Genomic DNA, 18122 nt, shown 5'->3' with positions numbered 1-18122 from the left:
GATTCGATGGAGGTGAGATTAAGGCTTGACCTATCGATAAAAAAGCGTAAAAAGTGGGTTCAATCTATCGATTAATCTGTTTTATTCAGGTTTGCAGTTCAGGTCGATGCGCAGCTTGATGATCTGCCGGTTGAACTTGGCAGTGACGTCGACGCTCTTGCCGGCCGGCACGTTGACCCGACGCACCCTGGGCGCTTCCGGGCCGTTGCGCATCGTGACCTTGCAGGCAGCCGGCACCTGCCCATAGTTGTTCAGGCTGATGCTGCCGATGTCGTAGGCGGTGTCGTACGCGGTGTAGTCGAGCTTGACCCCTTCGATCTCCTTTTGCACATCGATCGGATAGGCCATGGCGCTCAGGGGCAGGGACGTCAGCAGTACCGCAAACCATTTCTTCATTTCGCGCTCTCCTTGTAGTGAGCGCAGCTTAGGACAACAGGAGCCGAAGATGAAAGCGCCGCGCGTGACCCTGGATCAATGGCGGACCCTGCAGGCGGTCGTCGATCACGGCGGCTTCGCCCAGGCCGCCGAAGCCCTGCACCGCTCGCAATCCTCGGTGAGCTACACCGTGGCACGCATGCAGGAGCAACTGGGTGTGCCGCTGCTGCGCATAGACGGGCGCAAGGCAGTACTGACCGAGGCCGGCAGCGTGCTGCTGCGTCGCTCGCGGCAACTGGTGAAGCAAGCCAGCCAGCTCGAAGACCTGGCTCACCACATGGAACAGGGCTGGGAGGCCGAAGTGCGCCTGGTGGTCGATGCCGCCTACCCCAGCGCCCGCCTGGTGCGTGCGCTCAGCGCCTTCATGCCGCAAAGCCGCGGCTGCCGGGTGCGCCTGCGTGAAGAAGTGCTGTCCGGGGTCGAGGAAGTGCTGCACGAAGGCATCGCCGACCTTGCCATCAGCAGCTTCAACATTCCCGGCTATCTGGGCGCCGAGCTGAGCGCGGTGGAGTTCGTCGCCGTCGCCCACCCCGAGCACAGCCTGCACCGCCTGGGCCGAGAGATCACGTTCCAGGACCTGGAAAGCCAGTTGCAGGTGGTGATCCGCGACTCTGGCCGCAGCCAGCCACGCGACGTCGGTTGGCTAGGCGCCGAACAACGCTGGACCGTCGGCAGCCTGGGCACCGCGGCGACCTTCGTCGGCAGTGGCCTGGGCTTTGCCTGGCTGCCCCGGCACATGATCGAACGCGAGCTGCGCGAGGGCCTGCTAAAGCCTCTGCCGCTCGATCAGGGTGGCAGTCGCCACCCGCTGTTCTACCTTTACTCGAGCAAGGAAAAGACCTTGGGTCCGGCCACGCAGATCCTCATCGAGCTGCTGCGCAATTTCGACACCGCGCCACTGGACGTGCCCTTCGCAGCCCCCCCGCAAGCCTGAGAGGACCGCGCCCATGGCCTGTTTCGAACGTGACGGATGCCTGCTGCACTATGAGGAACATGGCCAGGGCGAGCCCTTGGTACTGCTGCACGGCCTCGGTTCGAGCAGCCAGGACTGGGAACTGCAGGTCCCCGAGCTGAGCCGTCACTATCGGGTGATCCTGATGGACATCCGCGGCCACGGCCAGTCGGCCAAGCCTCGCCACGGCTACCAGATCAAGACCTTCAGCGAAGACTTGCTGGCCTTGCTCGACCATCTGGACACCGGCCCTGTGCACTTCGTGGGCTTGTCCATGGGCGGCATGGTCGGCTTTCAGTTTGCCGTCGACCATCCGCAGTGGCTGCGCAGCCTGTGCATCGTCAACAGCGCCCCCGAGGTCAAGCGCCACAATCTCGAACACTGGATCTGGTGGGCCAAGCGCTGGAGCCTGGCACGCCTGCTCAGCGTCGAGACGGTCGGCCAGGGCCTGGCCGCGCGCCTGTTCCCCAAGCCCGAGCAAGGTGAACTGCGCCGCAAGATGGCCGAGCGCTGGGCGCGCAACGACAAGCGCGCCTATCTCAAGAGCTTCGACGCCATCGTCGACTGGGGCGTGCAGGAACGCATCGGGCAGATCCAGTGTCCGACGCTGGTGATCGCCGCCGACCACGACTACACCCCGATACAGCAGAAAGAACGCTACGTTGCCCTGATGCCCCACGCGACACTGGCGGTCATCGAGGATTCGCGGCACGCTACGCCCCTGGACCAACCCGAGGTCTTCAACCAGACCCTGCTGCGCTTTCTCGCAGCCGCATCCACCTCTCAAGGATCATTGAGCCCATGCTGAAGAAACTCCTGCTCACCGCCTGCTCGTTCGCCTTCGCCGCCAGTGTCATGGCCTCCGACAAGACCCCTCACGTGCTGCTGGACACCAGCTTCGGCCAGGTGGAGATCGAACTGAACGCCGAAAAAGCGCCGATCAGCACGAAGAACTTCCTGCAGTACGTCGACAGCGGCTTCTACAACAACACCATCTTCCACCGTGTGATCCCGGGCTTCATGGTCCAGGGCGGCGGCTTCACCGATCAGATGGTGCAGAAGAGCACCAAGGACCCGATCCGCAACGAAGCCAGCAACGGCCTGCAGAACACTCGCGGTACGCTGTCGATGGCGCGCACCTCGGATCCGAACTCGGCCACCAGCCAGTTCTTCATCAACGTGGCCGACAACGATTTCCTCAACCCTGGTCGTGACCGTGGCTACGCGGTGTTCGGCAAGGTGACCAAGGGCATGGAGGTGGTCGACCAGATCGTCAACTCCCCCACCACGGTCAAGAAAGGCATGCGCGATGTACCGGCCGATCCGGTCTACATCAAGTCGGCCAAACGTATCGACTGATCGCGGGTCTCACAGGATGTGAAGCCGCCCGCGAGCGGGATCAACAGGAGTTTCCATGCTGTACCGTCGCTTCGAGCAACTGATCGACATTTTCCGTGAGGCGCCCAGCGAGGCGCCGCCGAGCACGGTCTGGCCGTTCTACCTGTACTACCTGCGTCAGGTCTGGCCGAGCTTTCTCGCCTTGCTGGTGGTCGGCCTGGTCGCCTCGCTGATCGAGGTGGCCTTGTTCAGCTACCTGAGCCGGATCATCGACCTGGCCCAGGGCACGCCCAACGTCAACTTCTTCAGCGAGCACAGCACCGAGCTGATCTGGATGCTGGTGGTCGTGCTGGTGCTGCGGCCGGTGTTCTTCGGCCTGCACGACCTGCTGGTGCACCAGACCATCAACCCGGGGATGACCAGCCTGATCCGCTGGCAGAACCACACCTATGTGCTCAAGCAGAGCCTGAACTTCTTCCAGAGCGACTTCGCCGGGCGCATCGCCCAGCGCATCATGCAGACCGGCAACTCGCTGCGCGACTCGGCGGTGCAGGCGGTGGATGCGCTGTGGCACGTGCTGATCTACGCGATCAGCTCGTTGGTGCTGTTCGCCGAGGCCGACTGGCGCCTGATGATTCCGCTGCTGGTATGGATCGTCGGCTATATCGCCGCGCTCTACTACTTCGTGCCACGGGTCAAGGAACGCTCGGTGGTGTCGTCTGACGCACGCTCCAAGCTCATGGGGCGGATCGTCGATGGCTACACTAACATCGCCACCCTCAAGCTGTTCGCCCACACCGACTACGAACAGCAGTACGCCCGCGAAGCGATCAGCGAGCAGACCGAGAAGACGCAACTGGCTTCACGCGTCATCACCAGCATGGATGTGGTGATCACCACCCTCAACGGCCTGCTGGTGGTCGCCACCACTGGCCTGGCACTGTGGTTGTGGAGCCAGTCGCTGATCAGCGTCGGCGCCATTGCCCTGGCCACCGGCCTGGTGATCCGTATCGTCAACATGTCCGGTTGGATCATGTGGGTGGTCAACGGCATCTTCGAGAACATCGGCATGGTCCAGGATGGCCTGCAGACCATTGCCCAGCCGGTTTCCGTCACCGACACGCCCAATGCCCCAGCATTGAAAGTCAGCCGGGGCGGTGTGCGCTTTGACGATGTCGACTTCCACTACGGCAAGGGTGGCAAGGTCATCGATGGGCTGAACCTGGATATTCGCCCGGGCGAGAAGATCGGCCTGATCGGCCCGTCCGGTGCGGGCAAGTCCACGCTCGTCAACCTGCTGCTGCGCCTGTACGACGTGCAGGGCGGACGCATCCTCATCGATGGCCAGGATATCGCCCAGGTCAACCAGGCCAGCCTGCGTGCGCAGATCGGCATGATCACCCAGGACACCTCGCTGCTGCACCGCTCGATCCGCGACAACCTGCTGTATGGCAGGCCGGACGCGAGCGACGAGGAGGTCTGGGAGGCGGTGCGCCGCGCCCGGGCTGACGAGTTCATCCCGCAGTTGTCCGACGCCCAGGGCCGCACCGGCTTCGACGCCCATGTGGGCGAGCGTGGGGTCAAGCTCTCCGGCGGCCAGCGCCAGCGCATCGCCATTGCCCGCGTGCTGCTGAAGAACGCGCCGATCCTGATCATGGACGAGGCGACCTCGGCGCTGGACTCGGAAGTCGAGGCGGCGATCCAGGAGAGCCTTGAAACTCTGATGCAGGGCAAGACTGTGATCGCCATCGCCCACCGCCTGTCGACCATCGCCCGGATGGATCGGCTGGTGGTGCTGGAGAAGGGGCGTATCGTCGAGAGCGGCAGCCATGCCGAGCTGCTGGCTCAGCAGGGGTTGTACGCCCGGTTGTGGCATCACCAGACGGGCGGGTTCGTCGGGGTGGATTGAGGGGTTCTAACCGGCCCTATCGCGGGGCAAGCCCGCTCCCACAGGTACCGCGCTGTCCGTCAGTGCAACGCGGTACCTGTGGGAGCGGGCTTGCCCCGCGATAGGGCCGGCACAAACCCCACTCAATCCCGCCGATACGGCAGCATCTCCCGCGCCTGCAGCGCATACTCCCTTACCCCGTCCCGCTCCTGCGCCAGGAACTCGTCCACTGCCCGCCGCAACCCCGGGTGCAGCAGGTAATGCCACGAGCGCGTCAGCACCGGCTCGAATCCGCGAATCAGCTTGTGCTCCCCCTGGGCCCCAGCGTCGAACCGCTGCAACCCTTCGGCAATCGCATAATCCATGCCCTGGTAGAAGCAGGTCTCGAAATGCAGGCGGTCGAATTCGTCCAGGCAGCCCCAGTAGCGACCGTAGAAACTGTCGCCTCCGACCAGGCTCAAGGCCATGGCCACGTCGCGGCCGCTCTGCCGTGCGACCACCACCCGCAGCGCCTCGGGCATGCGCTCGGCCAGCAGGCTGAAGAACTCGCGGGTCAGGTAGGGCGCACGTCGCCGCACCGCATAGGTGTTGGCATAGCAGCGGTAGACGAAATCCCAACGCGCCTGGTCAAGCTCATCGCCACGCAGCCACTGGAAGTCGATGCCCTGCCCGGCCACCTGTTCGCGCTCCTTGCGCATCTGCTTGCGCTTGCGCGAACTGAGGGTGTCGAGAAAGTCCTGAAAGTCCCGGTAACCACGGTTGCGCCAGTGGAACTGGCAGCCCAGGCGCTCCATCCAGCCCGGCTGGGCGAGCATCTGCTCGTCCAGGCTGCTGTCGGTGAAGTTGATGTGCGCACCGGACAGCTCACCCTTGACCAGGTACTCCGGCAACGCCTGCAACAACAGCAGGGCGTCAGCGGGGTCCGCGCTCAGCAGTCGCGGCCCGCTGACCGGGCTGAACGGCACTGCCCCGAGCAGCTTGGGGTAATAGGCGATACCCGCACGCTCACAGGCATCGGCCCAACCATGGTCGAACACGTACTCACCGAACGAATGCCACTTACGGTAGGCCGGCAGTAACGCCCGCACCTCGCCGTCACGCTCCAGCACCAGGTGCTCGGCGGCCCAGCCGGTCTGGCGGCTGACGCTACCGCTGTCTTCCAGCGCACTGAGAAAAGCATGGCTGAGGAACGGCTGGCCGGCAGGCACCAGCGCGTCCCAGGACAGTGCCGGCAGATCACGCAGGTGGGCAAGGCTGTAGAGGCTGGTCACGACGTCGGCTCCCTGAACACAGGTCGCCAGTATCGCCAAAGGCGCCGGATCGCTCAAATGACGATGACTGTTCTTATAACCATGTGAGTAATTACTTAACAGCAGTGCCACTAAATAGACATTATTCTGTAATCCCCCCTCGCAATACTTGCGCCTGTTTTTCGGATGCCGAGAACCTGTCTAGTCAGGCCTTTTCCGGAGACATGCCAACTTGGGGGTGGGCGCACAAAAGCCTCCCCACACTTTTCCAATAGGGAGAACCTTATGCGTCTTGTTTCTACACTTACCGGAGTTAGCCTCACCGGCATGATGCTGGCCCTGAGCGCCCCGGCCAGTGCTGCAGTCGACGCCAAGCTGCTCGAAATGCTCCGCGCCAACGGCTCGATCAACCAGGCGCAGTACAGCGAACTGCAGGCCGATCTGGCAAAAGAAACCAAGGAAAAGGCCGACCAGAAGGCACAGTCCGAGCGCCTGAGCTCCTTCGAACAGAAAGTGGCATGGGCCGCCAAGACCCAGATCAAGGGTGACGTGCGCCTGCGTTACGAAGACGTCAACGTCGACAACCCACGCAGCGGCAGCGGCAACCAGGACCGTGAGCGCGTCCGTGCCCGCGTCGGCTTCTACAGCGAAATCAACCCGCAGGTCGACGCTGGCGTGCGTATCGCCACCGGCAGCAGCGCCGATGGCCGCTCGACCAACCAGAGCCTGGACAACTACTTCGAAAAGAAATCGCTGTGGGTCGACCTGGCCTACCTCGACTGGCACCCGACCGCCATCCCGAACCTGCACCTGATCGGCGGCAAGATGCAACAGCCTTGGGTGAGCATGGGCGACATCATCTGGGATAGCGACCTGAACCCTGAAGGTGTGGCTGTCACCTACAAGACCAACCTGGGCGGCGCCGAGCTGTTCGGTAGCGCCGGTCAGTACACCCTCAAGGACAACGTCGACGGCGACGGCGTGCAGTTCAAGCACGACGCCCAGCTGTACCACGGCCAGTTGGGGGCTCGCTTCGCACCGGCTGATACCCTCAAGGTCACCGTTGGCGGCAGCATCTACGGCTACGACAACGACAAGGAATCTGCCGCTCTGCGTCAGTTCGGCAACACCACCACCGAGTTCAACCTGGTGGAAGGCTTCGGTCAGATCGACTTCACCGGCTTCGCCATCCCGCTGGCCGCCTACGGTCAGTACGTGAAGAACACCGACAGCACCGACGGCGAAGACAAGGCCTGGCTGGCGGGTGTGAAGACCAAGCTCGGCGCCTGGAGCCTGGACTACAACTACCGCGACGTACAGCGCAACGCTGTGGTCAGCGCCTTCACCGACTCCGACTTCGGCAACGGCTTCACCGGTAACCGTGGTCACAAGTTCAAGGTCGGTTACGAAATCGACAAGAACTTCGCTGTCGGCGCGGCTTACCTGATGGCCAAGACCGACCGTTCGCAGCTGCCGAACACCGACGCGGATGTCGACACCCTGCAGGTCGACCTGGAAGCCAAGTTCTAAAAGAACGCTCCCCTGCGTAGCTCAGCGGGAAGTGCCGACCCCATCCGGCGCTTCCCGCTTTTTTTCGGCTGCTGAAAATACCACGGCCTTTTCACGGGCAAGCCCGCGAAAAGGCCGCCGCCGTTATCAGCGCTTGCGCAGAATCACACTACCAATCGAATACCCCGCCCCGAACGAGCTCAGCACCGCCACCGATCCTTGCTCCAGGTCATCCTGGTACAGGTGGAAGGCAATCACCGAGCCGGCCGAACTGGTGTTGGCATAACGGTCGAGAATCACCGGTGCCTCCTGCTCGCTCACCTCACGTCCCAGCAGCTTCTTGACGATCAGGTGGTTCATGCTCAGGTTGGCCTGGTGCAGCCAGAAGCGCTTGACGTCGGAAGGCTGCAGGTCGTTCTCGGCCAGGTGCTTGCCGATCAGCTCGGCAACCATCGGGCAGACTTCCTTGAACACCTTGCGCCCTTCCTGCACGAACAGCTTGTCGCGGGTGCCTTCACCCTCCTCCGCCGCACGGTTGAGGAAGCCGAAGTTGTTGCGGATATTGTTGGAGAACGAGGTCAGCAGCTTGGTGCTGACGATGTCGAACTGATGCTTCGATGTGGCCTGGTCGGCGCGCTCGAGCAATACGGCAGTGGCGGCATCACCAAAGATGAAGTGGCTGTCGCGGTCACGGAAGTTCAGGTGGCCGGTGCAGATCTCCGGGTTGACCATCAGGATCGCCCGGGCCTGGCCGAGCTGAATGCTGTTGGCGGCGTTCTGGATGCCGAAGGTGGCCGAGGAGCAGGCCACGTTCATGTCGAAGCCGAAGCCCTGGATGCCCAAGGCCTGCTGTACCTCGATGGCGATCGCAGGATAGGCGCGCTGCAGGTTGGAGCAGGCGACGATCACCCCATCGACGTCGGCAGCGGTACGACCGGCGCGCTCCAGCGCCTGGCGGGCTGCAGCCACGGCCATTTCGCAAAGAATGGAGTACTCGTCATTGGAGCGCTCCGGCAGGCGTGGCTTCATGCGCTGCGGGTCGAGGATGCCGGCCTTGTCCATGACGAAGCGGCTCTTGATGCCTGATGCCTTTTCGATGAACGCCGCGTCGGACAGCGGCGCCGGCTCGACCTCGCCACGCTCGATGGCGGCGGCGTTGTCTGCGTTGAACTGTTGCGACCAGGTGTTGAAGGATTCCACCAGTTCTTCGTTGGAGATGCTCTGGGCCGGGGTATACAGGCCGGTGCCGCTGATCACGACGTTGTGCACGGTCGTTCCTCTGGTCTGTGGCCTGCGCCTGGCGGGCGTTGGCCGGGATGGGCTGTGATTAATGGCACTTTAGTGCCAACTTGAGATCGTCAGCGAGGGCTGCGCCCTCGATCGCGGGGCAAGCCCGCTCCCACAAAGTGAGAGCGGGGTTGTCATGCGATGGGCCGCAACGCGGCCCAAATTGCGCCAATATTGCCACAACTCAGGGAATTTAGGCTTCCACCAAACTCCACTGCTTGCTCAATCGCTTATCGGAAACCGCCACTTTCGTCCCCAACTGCTGCGCGAACAGCGACACCCGGTATTCCTCCAGCAACCAGCGATACAGGGTCAGTTCGGCGTCACGCTTGCCCTCCTGGGCATGCTTGTCGGCGCGGGTCTTGTACTGCGTCCACAGGTTGCCCAGCTCGCCGCTCCAGACACGGTCCTTCTGCACCTGCGAACCCAGCTTCTCCAGGCGCAGCTCGATGGCCTTCAGATAGCGCGGCAGTTCCTTGAACCACTGCGACGGCGTCTCGCGCACGAAGCCTGGGTACACCAGGTTGCCCAGTTGCTGCTTGATATCGTTCAGCGCCACCGCCTGGCTCAGGTCGATCTTGCCCTTGAAGCGCTTCTGCAGGCCATGCCACAGCTTGAGCACTTCCAGGGTCTGGCGTGCCAGCCGCTCGGCATGCTCGGTCCAGTCGCCACGCTTGCGTTCAGCGAGCGAGGCCAGCGCGGCGCCGTCGCGCGGCAGTGGCGTCTCGCCTTCGAGCACACAGCTGTCGAGGCTGGCCAGCAGGATATCCTCGACCAGCGATTCGACCCGGCCCAGCTCGCGGTACAGCAGCCCCAGCTCGGTCAGCCCCGGCAGCTTACCGCGCAGGAACTTGGCAGGCTCGGCCAGCTGTTGCAGCAACAGGCGCTGCAGCGCGCGGCGGTGCTGGAATTCGGCTTCGGCCTGGGTCGAGAAACGCCCCTCGCGCACCGCGCCGTTGTCTTCCACCAGTGCTGGATACACCGTCAGCGAAAGGCCGGCGATCTTCTGCTGGGCAGTCTGCGCCACCTGGGCGAAGGCCTTGGCCTGCACCGGCTGTTCGGTTTTCTCGCTACGTGGCAACGCCAGCGCGGCCTGGCTGGCAGCGGCGAACCGCGCGGTCAGCTCGGCCAGGTCGCGGCCTTCGCCGAGGAACTTGCCCTGGCCGTCGACCACCTCGATGTTCATGCGCAGGTGTCCTTCGACCTGCCCCGCCGATTCGGCCCACGCCTCGTCCGAGACGCGCGCCCCGGTCATGCGCAGCAGTTCCTGGCCCAGGGCCTGCGGCAAGGCGCCCTGGCCGAAGGTCATGCGCGACAACGCCGCCTTGACGAAGTCCGGCACCGGCACGAAGTTCTTGCGCAAGGCCTTGGGCAGATTGCGCACCAGGGCCACGCACTTGGCCTCCAGCAGCCCCGGCACCAGCCACTCCAGGCGTTCGCCCGGCAGGTTCGGCAACAAGGGCGCTGGCACCCGGACGGTGACACCGTCGCGCGGGTGATTGGGTTCGAAGTGATAGCTCAACGGCAGGCGCAGGTCGCCCACCTGCAGGTGGTCCGGGTACTGCGCGGCGGTGACTTCGCTGGCCTCACGGGCGAGCACGTCCTCTTCGCGCATGATCAGCAGGTTGGCGTCCTTCTGGCTGTTCATCCGATACCAGCTGTCGAAGGTCGCGGTCTGGTGGATCTCTTCCGGCAGGCGCGCCTCGTAGAAGGCGTACAGCGTCTCTTCGTCGGCCAGGATGTCACGACGGCGGGCCTTGGCTTCCAGCTCATCGAGCTGCTCGAGCAGGCGCTTGTTGGCCGACAGGCACTTGGCCCTGGACTGGATCTCGCCACCGACCAGCCCCTCGCGGATGAACAGCTCGCGCGAGGTCACCGGATCGATCGGACCGAAGTGCACCGGGCGTCGACCGACCAGGATCAACCCATACAGCGTGATCTGTTCATAGGCGACCACCTGCCCGCGCTTCTTCTCCCAGTGCGGCTCGAAATGGTTCTTCTTGATCAGGTGCCCGGCCAGCGGCTCGATCCAGTCCGGCTCGATCTTGGCGACCATGCGCGCATACAGCTTGGTGGTTTCCACCAGCTCGGCCGCCATCACCCACTGCGGGCGCTTGCGGCCGATGCCGGACGAAGGGTGCACCCAGAAGCGCCGCTGGCGCGCGCCCTGGTAATCACCCTCTTCGGTCTTGTGGCCGATCTGGCTGAGCAGGCCGCTGAGGATCGCCTTGTGCATGCGTTGGTAGTCGGAGGCATCCTTGTTCACCGCCAACTGCAGGTCACGGCAGATCAGCGACAGCTGGCGATGCGCATCCCGCCACTCGCGCAGGCGCAGGTAGCTGAGGAAGTTCTTGCGGCACCAGTTGCGCAGCGGATTGGCGGTCAGCGCCTGGCGCTGCTCCTCGAAGCCGCGCCACAGGTTGACCAGCGCGGCGAAGTCCGAATCGACATCTTTCCACTGCGCGTGCGCCTGGTCAGCGGCCTGCTGGCGCTCCGGCGGACGCTCGCGCGGGTCTTGTACCGACAGCGCACTGGCGACGATCAGCACTTCCTGCAGGCTGCCCTGGCGGGCACCTTCGAGCAACATGCGGCCCAACCGCGGGTCGATCGGCAGGCGCGCCAACTGGCGGCCAAGCGGCGTGAGCTGGTTCTCGCGGTTGACCGCCGAGAGCTCCTGCAACAGGTTGAAGCCGTCGCTGATGGCCTTGCCATCCGGCGGCTCGATGAACGGAAACGCGTCGATCTCGCCCAGGCGCAGGTGCAGCATCTGCAGGATCACCGCCGCCAGGTTGGTGCGCAGGATCTCGGGGTCGGTGAACGCTGGGCGGCCGTTGAAATCATCTTCGCTGTAGAGACGGATGCAGATACCCGGCTCGACCCGCCCGCAACGGCCTTTACGCTGGTTGGCGCTGGCCTGCGACACCGCCTCGATGGGCAGGCGCTGGACCTTGGCGCGGTAGCTGTAGCGGCTGATGCGCGCGGTACCGCTGTCGATCACGTAGCGGATGCCCGGCACGGTCAGCGAGGTTTCGGCAACGTTGGTCGCCAGCACCACGCGTCGGCCACTGTGGGACTGGAAGATTTTCTGCTGCTCGGCCGGCGTCAGGCGCGCGTACAGCGGCAGGATCTCGGTGTGGCGCAGCTGCGCCTTGCGCAGGATCTCGGCGGCATCGCGAATCTCGCGTTCGCCGGGCAGGAACACCAGCACATCGCCCGGGCCCTTGCCCTGGCTGCGTTCGTGCTGGGCGATTTCATCCAGCGTGGCGAGGATCGCCTGGTCGACCGTGAGGTCGTCCTCGACCTGGTTGCCCTCCTCGTCCTGCTCGCTGGTGAGCGGGCGGTACCAGGTGTCCACCGGGTAGGTACGGCCGGACACCTCGATGATCGGCGCGCCATCGAAGTGCTTGGAGAAACGCTCCAGGTCGATGGTCGCCGAGGTGATGATCAGCTTGAGGTCGGGGCGCCGGTGCAGCAGGGTCTTGAGGTAGCCGAGCAGGAAATCGATGTTCAGGCTGCGCTCGTGGGCTTCGTCGACGATGATCGTGTCGTAGCGTTCGAGGAAGCGGTCGTGCTGGGTTTCGGCCAGCAGGATACCGTCGGTCATGAGCTTGACCAGGGTGTTGGAGTCGCTCTGGTCCTCGAAGCGCACCTGGTAACCGACCAGCGCCCCAAGGGGTGTGCCGAGCTCTTCGGCAACCCGCGTCGCCACGCTGCGCGCGGCGATCCGGCGCGGCTGGGTATGGGCGATCAGGCCATGACTGCCGCGGCCCAGCTCCAGGCAGATCTTCGGCAACTGGGTGGTCTTGCCCGAACCGGTTTCGCCAGCGATCACCAGCACCTGGTGCTCGGCCAGGGCTTTCTTGATCTCGTCGCGCTTGGCGGCGATGGGCAGGCTGTCGTCGTAGCGGATACTCGGCACGCTCTGCTGGCGCGCGGTGACCTGGGCGCAGGACGCCTGGACCTTCTCCACCCACTGCGCCAGCTTGCCCTCGTCGGGGCGCTTGCGCAGTTCGTGCAGTTGCCGCCGCAGGCGATGGCGGTCGGCGATCATGGCGTGGTCGAGGTTTTGCAGCAGTTTGTCGATGGCGTGGTCAGTCATGGGGCTTTCTGATGATGCAGGTGAGCCTGCTTTTGCATGATCGGCATTCTTGAGGATGCGCGATTGTCGCAGATTTGCCGGTTCTCTGCTGCCTGTACCGGCCTCTTCGCGGGCGAGCCCGCTTCTATGCAAGAGCGGCCCGTGCAGGAGCAGGTTTATGCCGCGATAGAGCCGGGCAGATCATCACAATGTTTAGCCAAAACCGATCTGAACATCACCACTCACTGCTTTAATCAACCTTACCCACCATGTGAGTATCCAGGGCATGATTCCCGACCCGATCACCGCGCCTCCGCTATCACGCCCTTCGCTGCCGAAGGTCAGGGCCCGCGCCGGTGAAAATCCGTTGGTCCACGTCATCCTCGCCTTCTGGGCCCTGTGGCACTGCCGCCATGCTCGCCCGCCGGATACCTCGCTCGCTGCCCATTGACGCCTACCGCAGCCCTGCGGCTGCCTGAATCCGTCCGACGCACCGCGCCAACCCGCGGTGGTCTTGTGCGCCCCTGAACGACAGGGGCGCGAGCGAGCCCCCATGCACTTTGCCAACCCCGAGCAAGCCCGCCGTTTCTTGGCCGAAAACCCCGACATCGACCTGATCGAACTGTTCATCCTCGACGCCAACGGCGTGCCGCGCGGCAAGCTGCTGCACCGTGACGAGCTGATGGCGGTGTATGAAAGCGGCCGGCCGCTGCCCAGCACCATCCTTGGCCTGACCCTCAATGGCGACGATGTGGAAAACTCGGGCCTGGTCTGGGATGTCGGTGACATCGACTGCCGCGCCTACCCCCTGGACGGCAGCCTGGTACGCCTGCCCTGGCGCCGGGTGCCGACCGCCGCGGTGCAGGTCAGCATGCACCCCAGCGAAGGCCTGCCCGCCAGCATTGCCGACCCGCGCCATGTCCTGCTGCGCACCATCGAGGCCCTGAACGCCGACGGTTATCACCCGGTGATGGCCTGCGAGCTGGAGTTCTACCTGCTCGACCAGCAGCGCGATGCCCAGGGCCGCCCGCAACCGGCGCTCGACAGCGACGGCGGCCGACCACGCAGCACACAGGTTTATGGCCTGCGTGAGCTGGAACAGATCGAGCCCTTCCTCGCCGACCTGTATGCCGCCTGCAAGGCCCAGGGTATTCCGGCACGCACGGCGATTTCCGAGTATGCCCCCGGCCAGGTGGAAATCACCCTGGAGCACGGCGATGCGCTGGCAGCGATGGACCAGGCCGTGCGCTACAAGCGCCTGGTCAAGGGCGTGGCCCATGCCCACGGCATGCAGGCCTGCTTCATGGCCAAGCCCTTCGCCCAGATCGCCGGCACCGGCATGCACATGCACCTGAGCCTGGCTGACAGCGAAGGCCGCAACCTGTTCGCCAGCGAAGACCCGGCCGGTACGCCGCTGCTGCGCCAGGCCGTGGCGGGCATGCTGCGCCACCTGCGCGATTCGCTGCTGCTGTTCTGCCCCAACGCCAACTCGTTCCGCCGCTTCCAGGCCAACAGTTATGCGCCGCTGGCGCCGACCTGGGGTGTCGACAACCGCACCGTGAGCCTGCGCGTACCCGGCGGCCCGGCCCCCAGCCGACACATCGAGCACCGTATCTGCGGCGCCGATGCCAACCCTTATCTGGCTGCCGCGGCCATTCTCGCCGCCACGCACCAAGGCATTCGCGAACAACTGGACCCCGGCGCTCCGGTCGAGGGCAACGGCTATGCCCAGGCCACCGAGCACCTGCCCACCGACTGGCTCACCGCCCTCGATGCACTGGAGCACTCGGTTTGGGCTCGCGAAGCGCTGGGCGATGCGTTCCTCGGGGTATACCTGAAGGTCAAACGCGCCGAATACCGCCAGCTCATGGCCGAAGTCAGCGAACAGGACTGGCGCTGGTACCTGCACCAGGCTTGAGCCCTACCCTATTCAGAACAAGGAACACCCCATGAACGCAGCACTGAACAACGGCCCGGCCCAGCGCGCACCGTCCTACTACAGCGCCACCCTCAACGACCGGACCGAGTACCCGACGCTCAAGGGCACCGAACAGGTCGACGTGGCGATCATCGGCGGCGGCTTCACCGGCGTCGCCACCGCCGTGGAGCTGGCAGAGCGCGGCCTGAAGGTCGCCATCGTCGAGACCAACCGCATCGGCTGGGGCGCCAGCGGGCGCAATGGTGGCCAGGTGACTGGCAGCCTGTCCGGCGACGAGGCCATGCGCACGCAGATGCGTGACCGGCTCGGCAGCGAGGTGGACGATTTCATCTGGCACCTGCGCTGGCGCGGGCACCAGATCATCGAGCAGCGCGTGGCGCGCTACGGCATCCAATGCGATCTCAAGCGCGGCCACCTGCATGCCGCGATGAAACCGTCGCACCTGGAGGAACTGCGCGCCTTCGAAGCCGAGGCCCAGCGCCGCGGCATGGGCGACCAGGTGCAACTGCTCGACCGCCAGGGCATCTCGCGCCACCTGGAGAGCCCGCTGTACCTCGGGGCACTGAAGAACACGCGCAACCTGCACCTGCATCCGCTCAATCTGTGCCTGGGCGAGGCGCGGGCTGCGCACAGCCTCGGCGCGCTGGTCTTCGAAAATTCGGAAGTGCTGGATATCGTCCACGGTCCGAGTCCGGCAGTGGTCACCGCCAATGGCCGGATCGAGGCTCGCCAGATCCTGCTGGCAGGCGATGTGTACCACAAGCTCGAGCAGCGCCAGCTCAAGGGCAAGATCTTCCCGGCCATGGGTGGCATCGTCACCACCGCGCCGCTGGGCGAGCTGGCCGAGCAGATCAACCCCGAGGACCTGGCGGTGTACGACTGTCGCTTCGTGCTCGACTACTACCGCCTGACCGCCGACAAGCGCCTGCTGTTCGGTGGCGGCGCCAACTATTCGGGGCGTGATTCGCGGGACATCGAAGCCGAGCTGCGCCCCTGCATCGAGCGCACCTTCCCGGCGCTCAAGGGCGTGCCGATCGAATTCAAGTGGAGCTGCGCCATGGGCATCGTGGTCAACCGCATCCCACAGCTGGGCAAGCTGTCGGACAACGTCTGGTACTGCCAGGGTTACTCCGGGCATGGCATCGCGACCAGCCACATCATGGGCGAGATCATGGCCGAGGCATTGACCGGGACGCTGGAGAAGTTCGACACCTTCGCCGCGTGCAAGCACATCAAGGTGCCGATGGGGGATTTGCTGGGCAATCCGCTGCTATCGGTGGGGATGTGGTACTACCAGATGCTGGAAAAGTTGCGCTGAAACCAAAACCGGCCCGCTCTTGCAGGAGCGGGCCGGTGTGAATCAGGCGATCTTCTTCAGCCCCAGCTTCTTCATCTCTTCGTCGCGCAGCTCACGACGCAGGATCTTGCCGACGTTGGTGGTCGGCAGGGCATCGCGGAACTCGATGAACCGCGGCACCTTGTAGCCGGTGACGTTGGCACGCATGTGCTCCATCACCTGTTCCTTGGTCAGCGTGACACCTGGCTTGGCGACGATGAACATCTTGATCACCTCGCCCGACTTCTCGTCCGGCACGCCGATCGCGGCACATTGCAGCACGCCCGGCAGGGCGACCAGCACGTCTTCCAGCTCGTTGGGATACACGTTGAAGCCCGAGACCAGGATCATGTCCTTCTTGCGGTCGACGATGCGCATGTAGCCGTCGGGCTGAATCACCGCGATGTCGCCAGTCTTCAGCCAGCCTTCGCTGTCGAGGATCTCGGCAGTGGCGTCTTCGCGCTGCCAGTAGCCCTTCATCACCTGCGGGCCCTTGATGCACAGCTCGCCGACTTCGCCCAGCGGCAGTTCCTGGCCGCTGTCGTCGATGACCTTGCACAGGGTGGACGGCACCGGGATACCGATGGTGCCGATCTGGTTGGCTTCGGACGGGTTGACCGCCGCCACCGGGCTGGTCTCGGTCATGCCGTAGCCTTCGCAGATGGCGCAGCCGGTGACCGCCTTCCAGCGCTCGGCCACGCTCAGTTGCAGGGCCATGCCGCCGGAAAGGGTCACCTTCAGCGCCGAGAAGTCCAGGCTGCGGAAGGTTTCGTTGTTGCACAGGGCGACGAACAGGGTGTTCAGCCCGACGAAACCGCTGAACTTCCACTTGCCCAGTTCCTTGACCATCGCCGGCAGGTCGCGCGGGTTGCTGATCAGCACGTTGTGGTTGCCGATCAGCATCATGGCCATGCAATGGAAGGTGAACGCATAGATGTGGTACAGCGGCAGCGGCGTGATGATGATCTCGGAGCCTTCCTGCAGGTTCGAGCCCATCAAGGCGCGGCACTGCAGCATGTTGGAGACCAGGTTGCGGTGGGTCAGCATCGCGCCCTTGGCCACACCCGTAGTGCCGCCGGTGTATTGCAGCACAGCCACGTCATTGGCTTGCGGGCTGGCCTCGATGACCGGCTGGCCGCGGCCCTTGGCCAGTGCGTCGTTGAAGCGCACCGCCTGGGGCAGGCTGTAGGCCGGCACCATCTTCTTCACATACTTGATGACGCTGTTGATCAGCACGCGCTTGAGCGGCGGCAGCAGGTCGGCCACCTCGGTGACGATGACGTGCTTGACCTGGGTCTTGGGCAGGACCTTCTCGACCAGGTGCGCCATGTTGGCCAGGCACACCACGGCCTTGGCACCGGAGTCGGTGAACTGATGCTCGAGTTCACGCGCGGTGTACAGCGGGTTGGTGTTGACCACGACCAGGCCGGCGCGCATGGCACCGAACACAGCGACGGGATATTGCAGTACATTGGGCAGTTGCACGGCGATGCGATCGCCGGGCTTGAGGTCGGTGTGCTGTTGCAGCCAGGCCGCGAAAGCGCCGGACAGGGTATACAGCTCGCCGTAGGTGAGGGTCTTGCCGAGGTTGCTGAACGCCGGTTTGTCGGCAAAACGCTGGCAGGATTGCTTCAGTACGGCCTGGATGTTGGGGAATTCGTCAGGATTGATTTCCGCCGTAATTCCGGCTGGGTATTTATCCTTCCAAAAATGTTCGATCATGGAAGCCCACTCCTTTAGCAACAGCGAATTCTTCACGCGTCGATGCGTTTATTATTGATATGAGATGAAGGGATTCATTGCAAACCGCATCATCTGAAAGCGCGCCGAGAGTAACAGCTTTGCCTGGGGTCGCCTAGAGGGCTTCGCAAGCCTCAATAGTCACCAAAGTGACTCAATGAAAGCTATAAGTCATTTCTAGAGTATTTAATCAAAATGTCGCATTGCGGTGCGTGCTGCAGCCGACTCGGTCCCTGTAGGAGCGGGCTTGTCCCGCGATCGGGCGCGAAGCGGCCGCAAGCCAGGCAGTCGAGATCGTCCTGATAAATCTCGGTGCCAGGTTCTACGGCCGCTTCGCGCCCGATCGCGGGACAAGCCCGCTCCCACAGGG

At 64.1% G+C, this 18122-nt stretch carries 12 protein-coding genes; 7 read left to right on the top strand and 5 right to left on the bottom strand.

Annotation, left to right across the window (positions count from 1 at the left end):
* Positions 1–81: 81 nt before the first annotated feature.
* On the bottom strand, positions 82–396 hold the full coding sequence (locus tag VA602_RS21780; RefSeq protein WP_200603389.1) for a 3-phosphoglycerate kinase: 315 nt from the start codon (positions 394–396) through the stop codon (positions 82–84).
* Between the two features lie 49 nt (positions 397–445).
* On the opposite strand from VA602_RS21780, the gene VA602_RS21775 reads away from it, so the two are divergent.
* Genes VA602_RS21775 through VA602_RS21760 form a run of 4 tightly spaced genes read left to right on the top strand, consistent with a single transcriptional unit; the run spans position 446 to position 4634 of the window.
* On the top strand, positions 446–1369 hold the full coding sequence (locus tag VA602_RS21775) for a LysR family transcriptional regulator (protein WP_054893297.1): 924 nt from the start codon (positions 446–448) through the stop codon (positions 1367–1369).
* Positions 1370–1382: 13 nt separating this feature from the next.
* Positions 1383–2195 (top strand): alpha/beta fold hydrolase, encoded by an 813-nt coding sequence (locus VA602_RS21770; protein ID WP_323454317.1) that lies wholly within the window; start codon positions 1383–1385, stop codon positions 2193–2195.
* Positions 2189–2746, top strand: coding sequence for a peptidylprolyl isomerase (locus tag VA602_RS21765; RefSeq protein WP_065861462.1), 558 nt, complete (start codon positions 2189–2191; stop codon positions 2744–2746). Before VA602_RS21770 ends, VA602_RS21765 begins: the two co-directional genes overlap by 7 nt.
* Positions 2747–2801: 55 nt before the next feature.
* Positions 2802–4634 carry an ABC transporter ATP-binding protein gene (locus VA602_RS21760; protein ID WP_054893300.1) on the top strand — a complete coding sequence of 611 codons (1833 nt, stop codon included), beginning with the start codon at positions 2802–2804 and terminating at the stop codon, positions 4632–4634.
* A gap of 122 nt (positions 4635–4756) precedes the next feature.
* On the opposite strand, the gene VA602_RS21755 is transcribed toward VA602_RS21760, so the two are convergent.
* Complete coding sequence (locus VA602_RS21755) at positions 4757–5884, bottom strand: GNAT family N-acetyltransferase (RefSeq protein WP_323454316.1); 1128 nt, start codon at positions 5882–5884, stop codon at positions 4757–4759.
* Positions 5885–6148: 264 nt separating this feature from the next.
* On the opposite strand from VA602_RS21755, the gene VA602_RS21750 reads away from it, so the two are divergent.
* The gene (locus tag VA602_RS21750; RefSeq protein WP_054893302.1) at positions 6149–7393 is read left to right on the top strand and encodes a putative porin; all 1245 of its coding nucleotides are present in this window, start codon (positions 6149–6151) and stop codon (positions 7391–7393) included.
* A gap of 126 nt (positions 7394–7519) precedes the next feature.
* On the opposite strand, the gene VA602_RS21745 is transcribed toward VA602_RS21750, so the two are convergent.
* Both VA602_RS21745 and hrpA read right to left on the bottom strand, forming a co-directional pair.
* On the bottom strand, positions 7520–8641 hold the full coding sequence (locus VA602_RS21745; RefSeq protein ID WP_054893303.1) for a beta-ketoacyl-ACP synthase III: 1122 nt from the start codon (positions 8639–8641) through the stop codon (positions 7520–7522).
* A gap of 211 nt (positions 8642–8852) precedes the next feature.
* The gene (gene hrpA, locus VA602_RS21740) at positions 8853–12758 is read right to left on the bottom strand and encodes an ATP-dependent RNA helicase HrpA (RefSeq protein WP_323454315.1); all 3906 of its coding nucleotides are present in this window, start codon (positions 12756–12758) and stop codon (positions 8853–8855) included.
* 532 nt (positions 12759–13290) lie between these two features.
* On the opposite strand from hrpA, the gene VA602_RS21735 reads away from it, so the two are divergent.
* Positions 13291–14655 carry a glutamine synthetase family protein gene (locus VA602_RS21735; protein ID WP_323454314.1) on the top strand — a complete coding sequence of 455 codons (1365 nt, stop codon included), beginning with the start codon at positions 13291–13293 and terminating at the stop codon, positions 14653–14655.
* Positions 14656–14686: 31 nt separating this feature from the next.
* Positions 14687–15994: an NAD(P)/FAD-dependent oxidoreductase gene (locus VA602_RS21730; protein ID WP_323454313.1), complete on the top strand. Its 1308-nt coding sequence runs from the start codon at positions 14687–14689 to the stop codon at positions 15992–15994.
* 42 nt (positions 15995–16036) lie between these two features.
* Here the strand turns inward: VA602_RS21730 and fadD1 are convergent, their stop codons facing one another.
* Complete coding sequence (gene fadD1, locus VA602_RS21725) at positions 16037–17734, bottom strand: long-chain-fatty-acid--CoA ligase FadD1 (protein ID WP_065861455.1); 1698 nt, start codon at positions 17732–17734, stop codon at positions 16037–16039.
* Between the last annotated feature and the right edge of the window lie 388 nt (positions 17735–18122).

Origin of the sequence: Pseudomonas machongensis, assembly GCF_034961125.1 — a bacterium.
Lineage (GTDB): Bacteria > Pseudomonadota > Gammaproteobacteria > Pseudomonadales > Pseudomonadaceae > Aquipseudomonas > Aquipseudomonas machongensis.
Note: the sequence above shows the minus strand (reverse complement) of the source record. Positions and strands in the feature narration are given on the sequence as shown.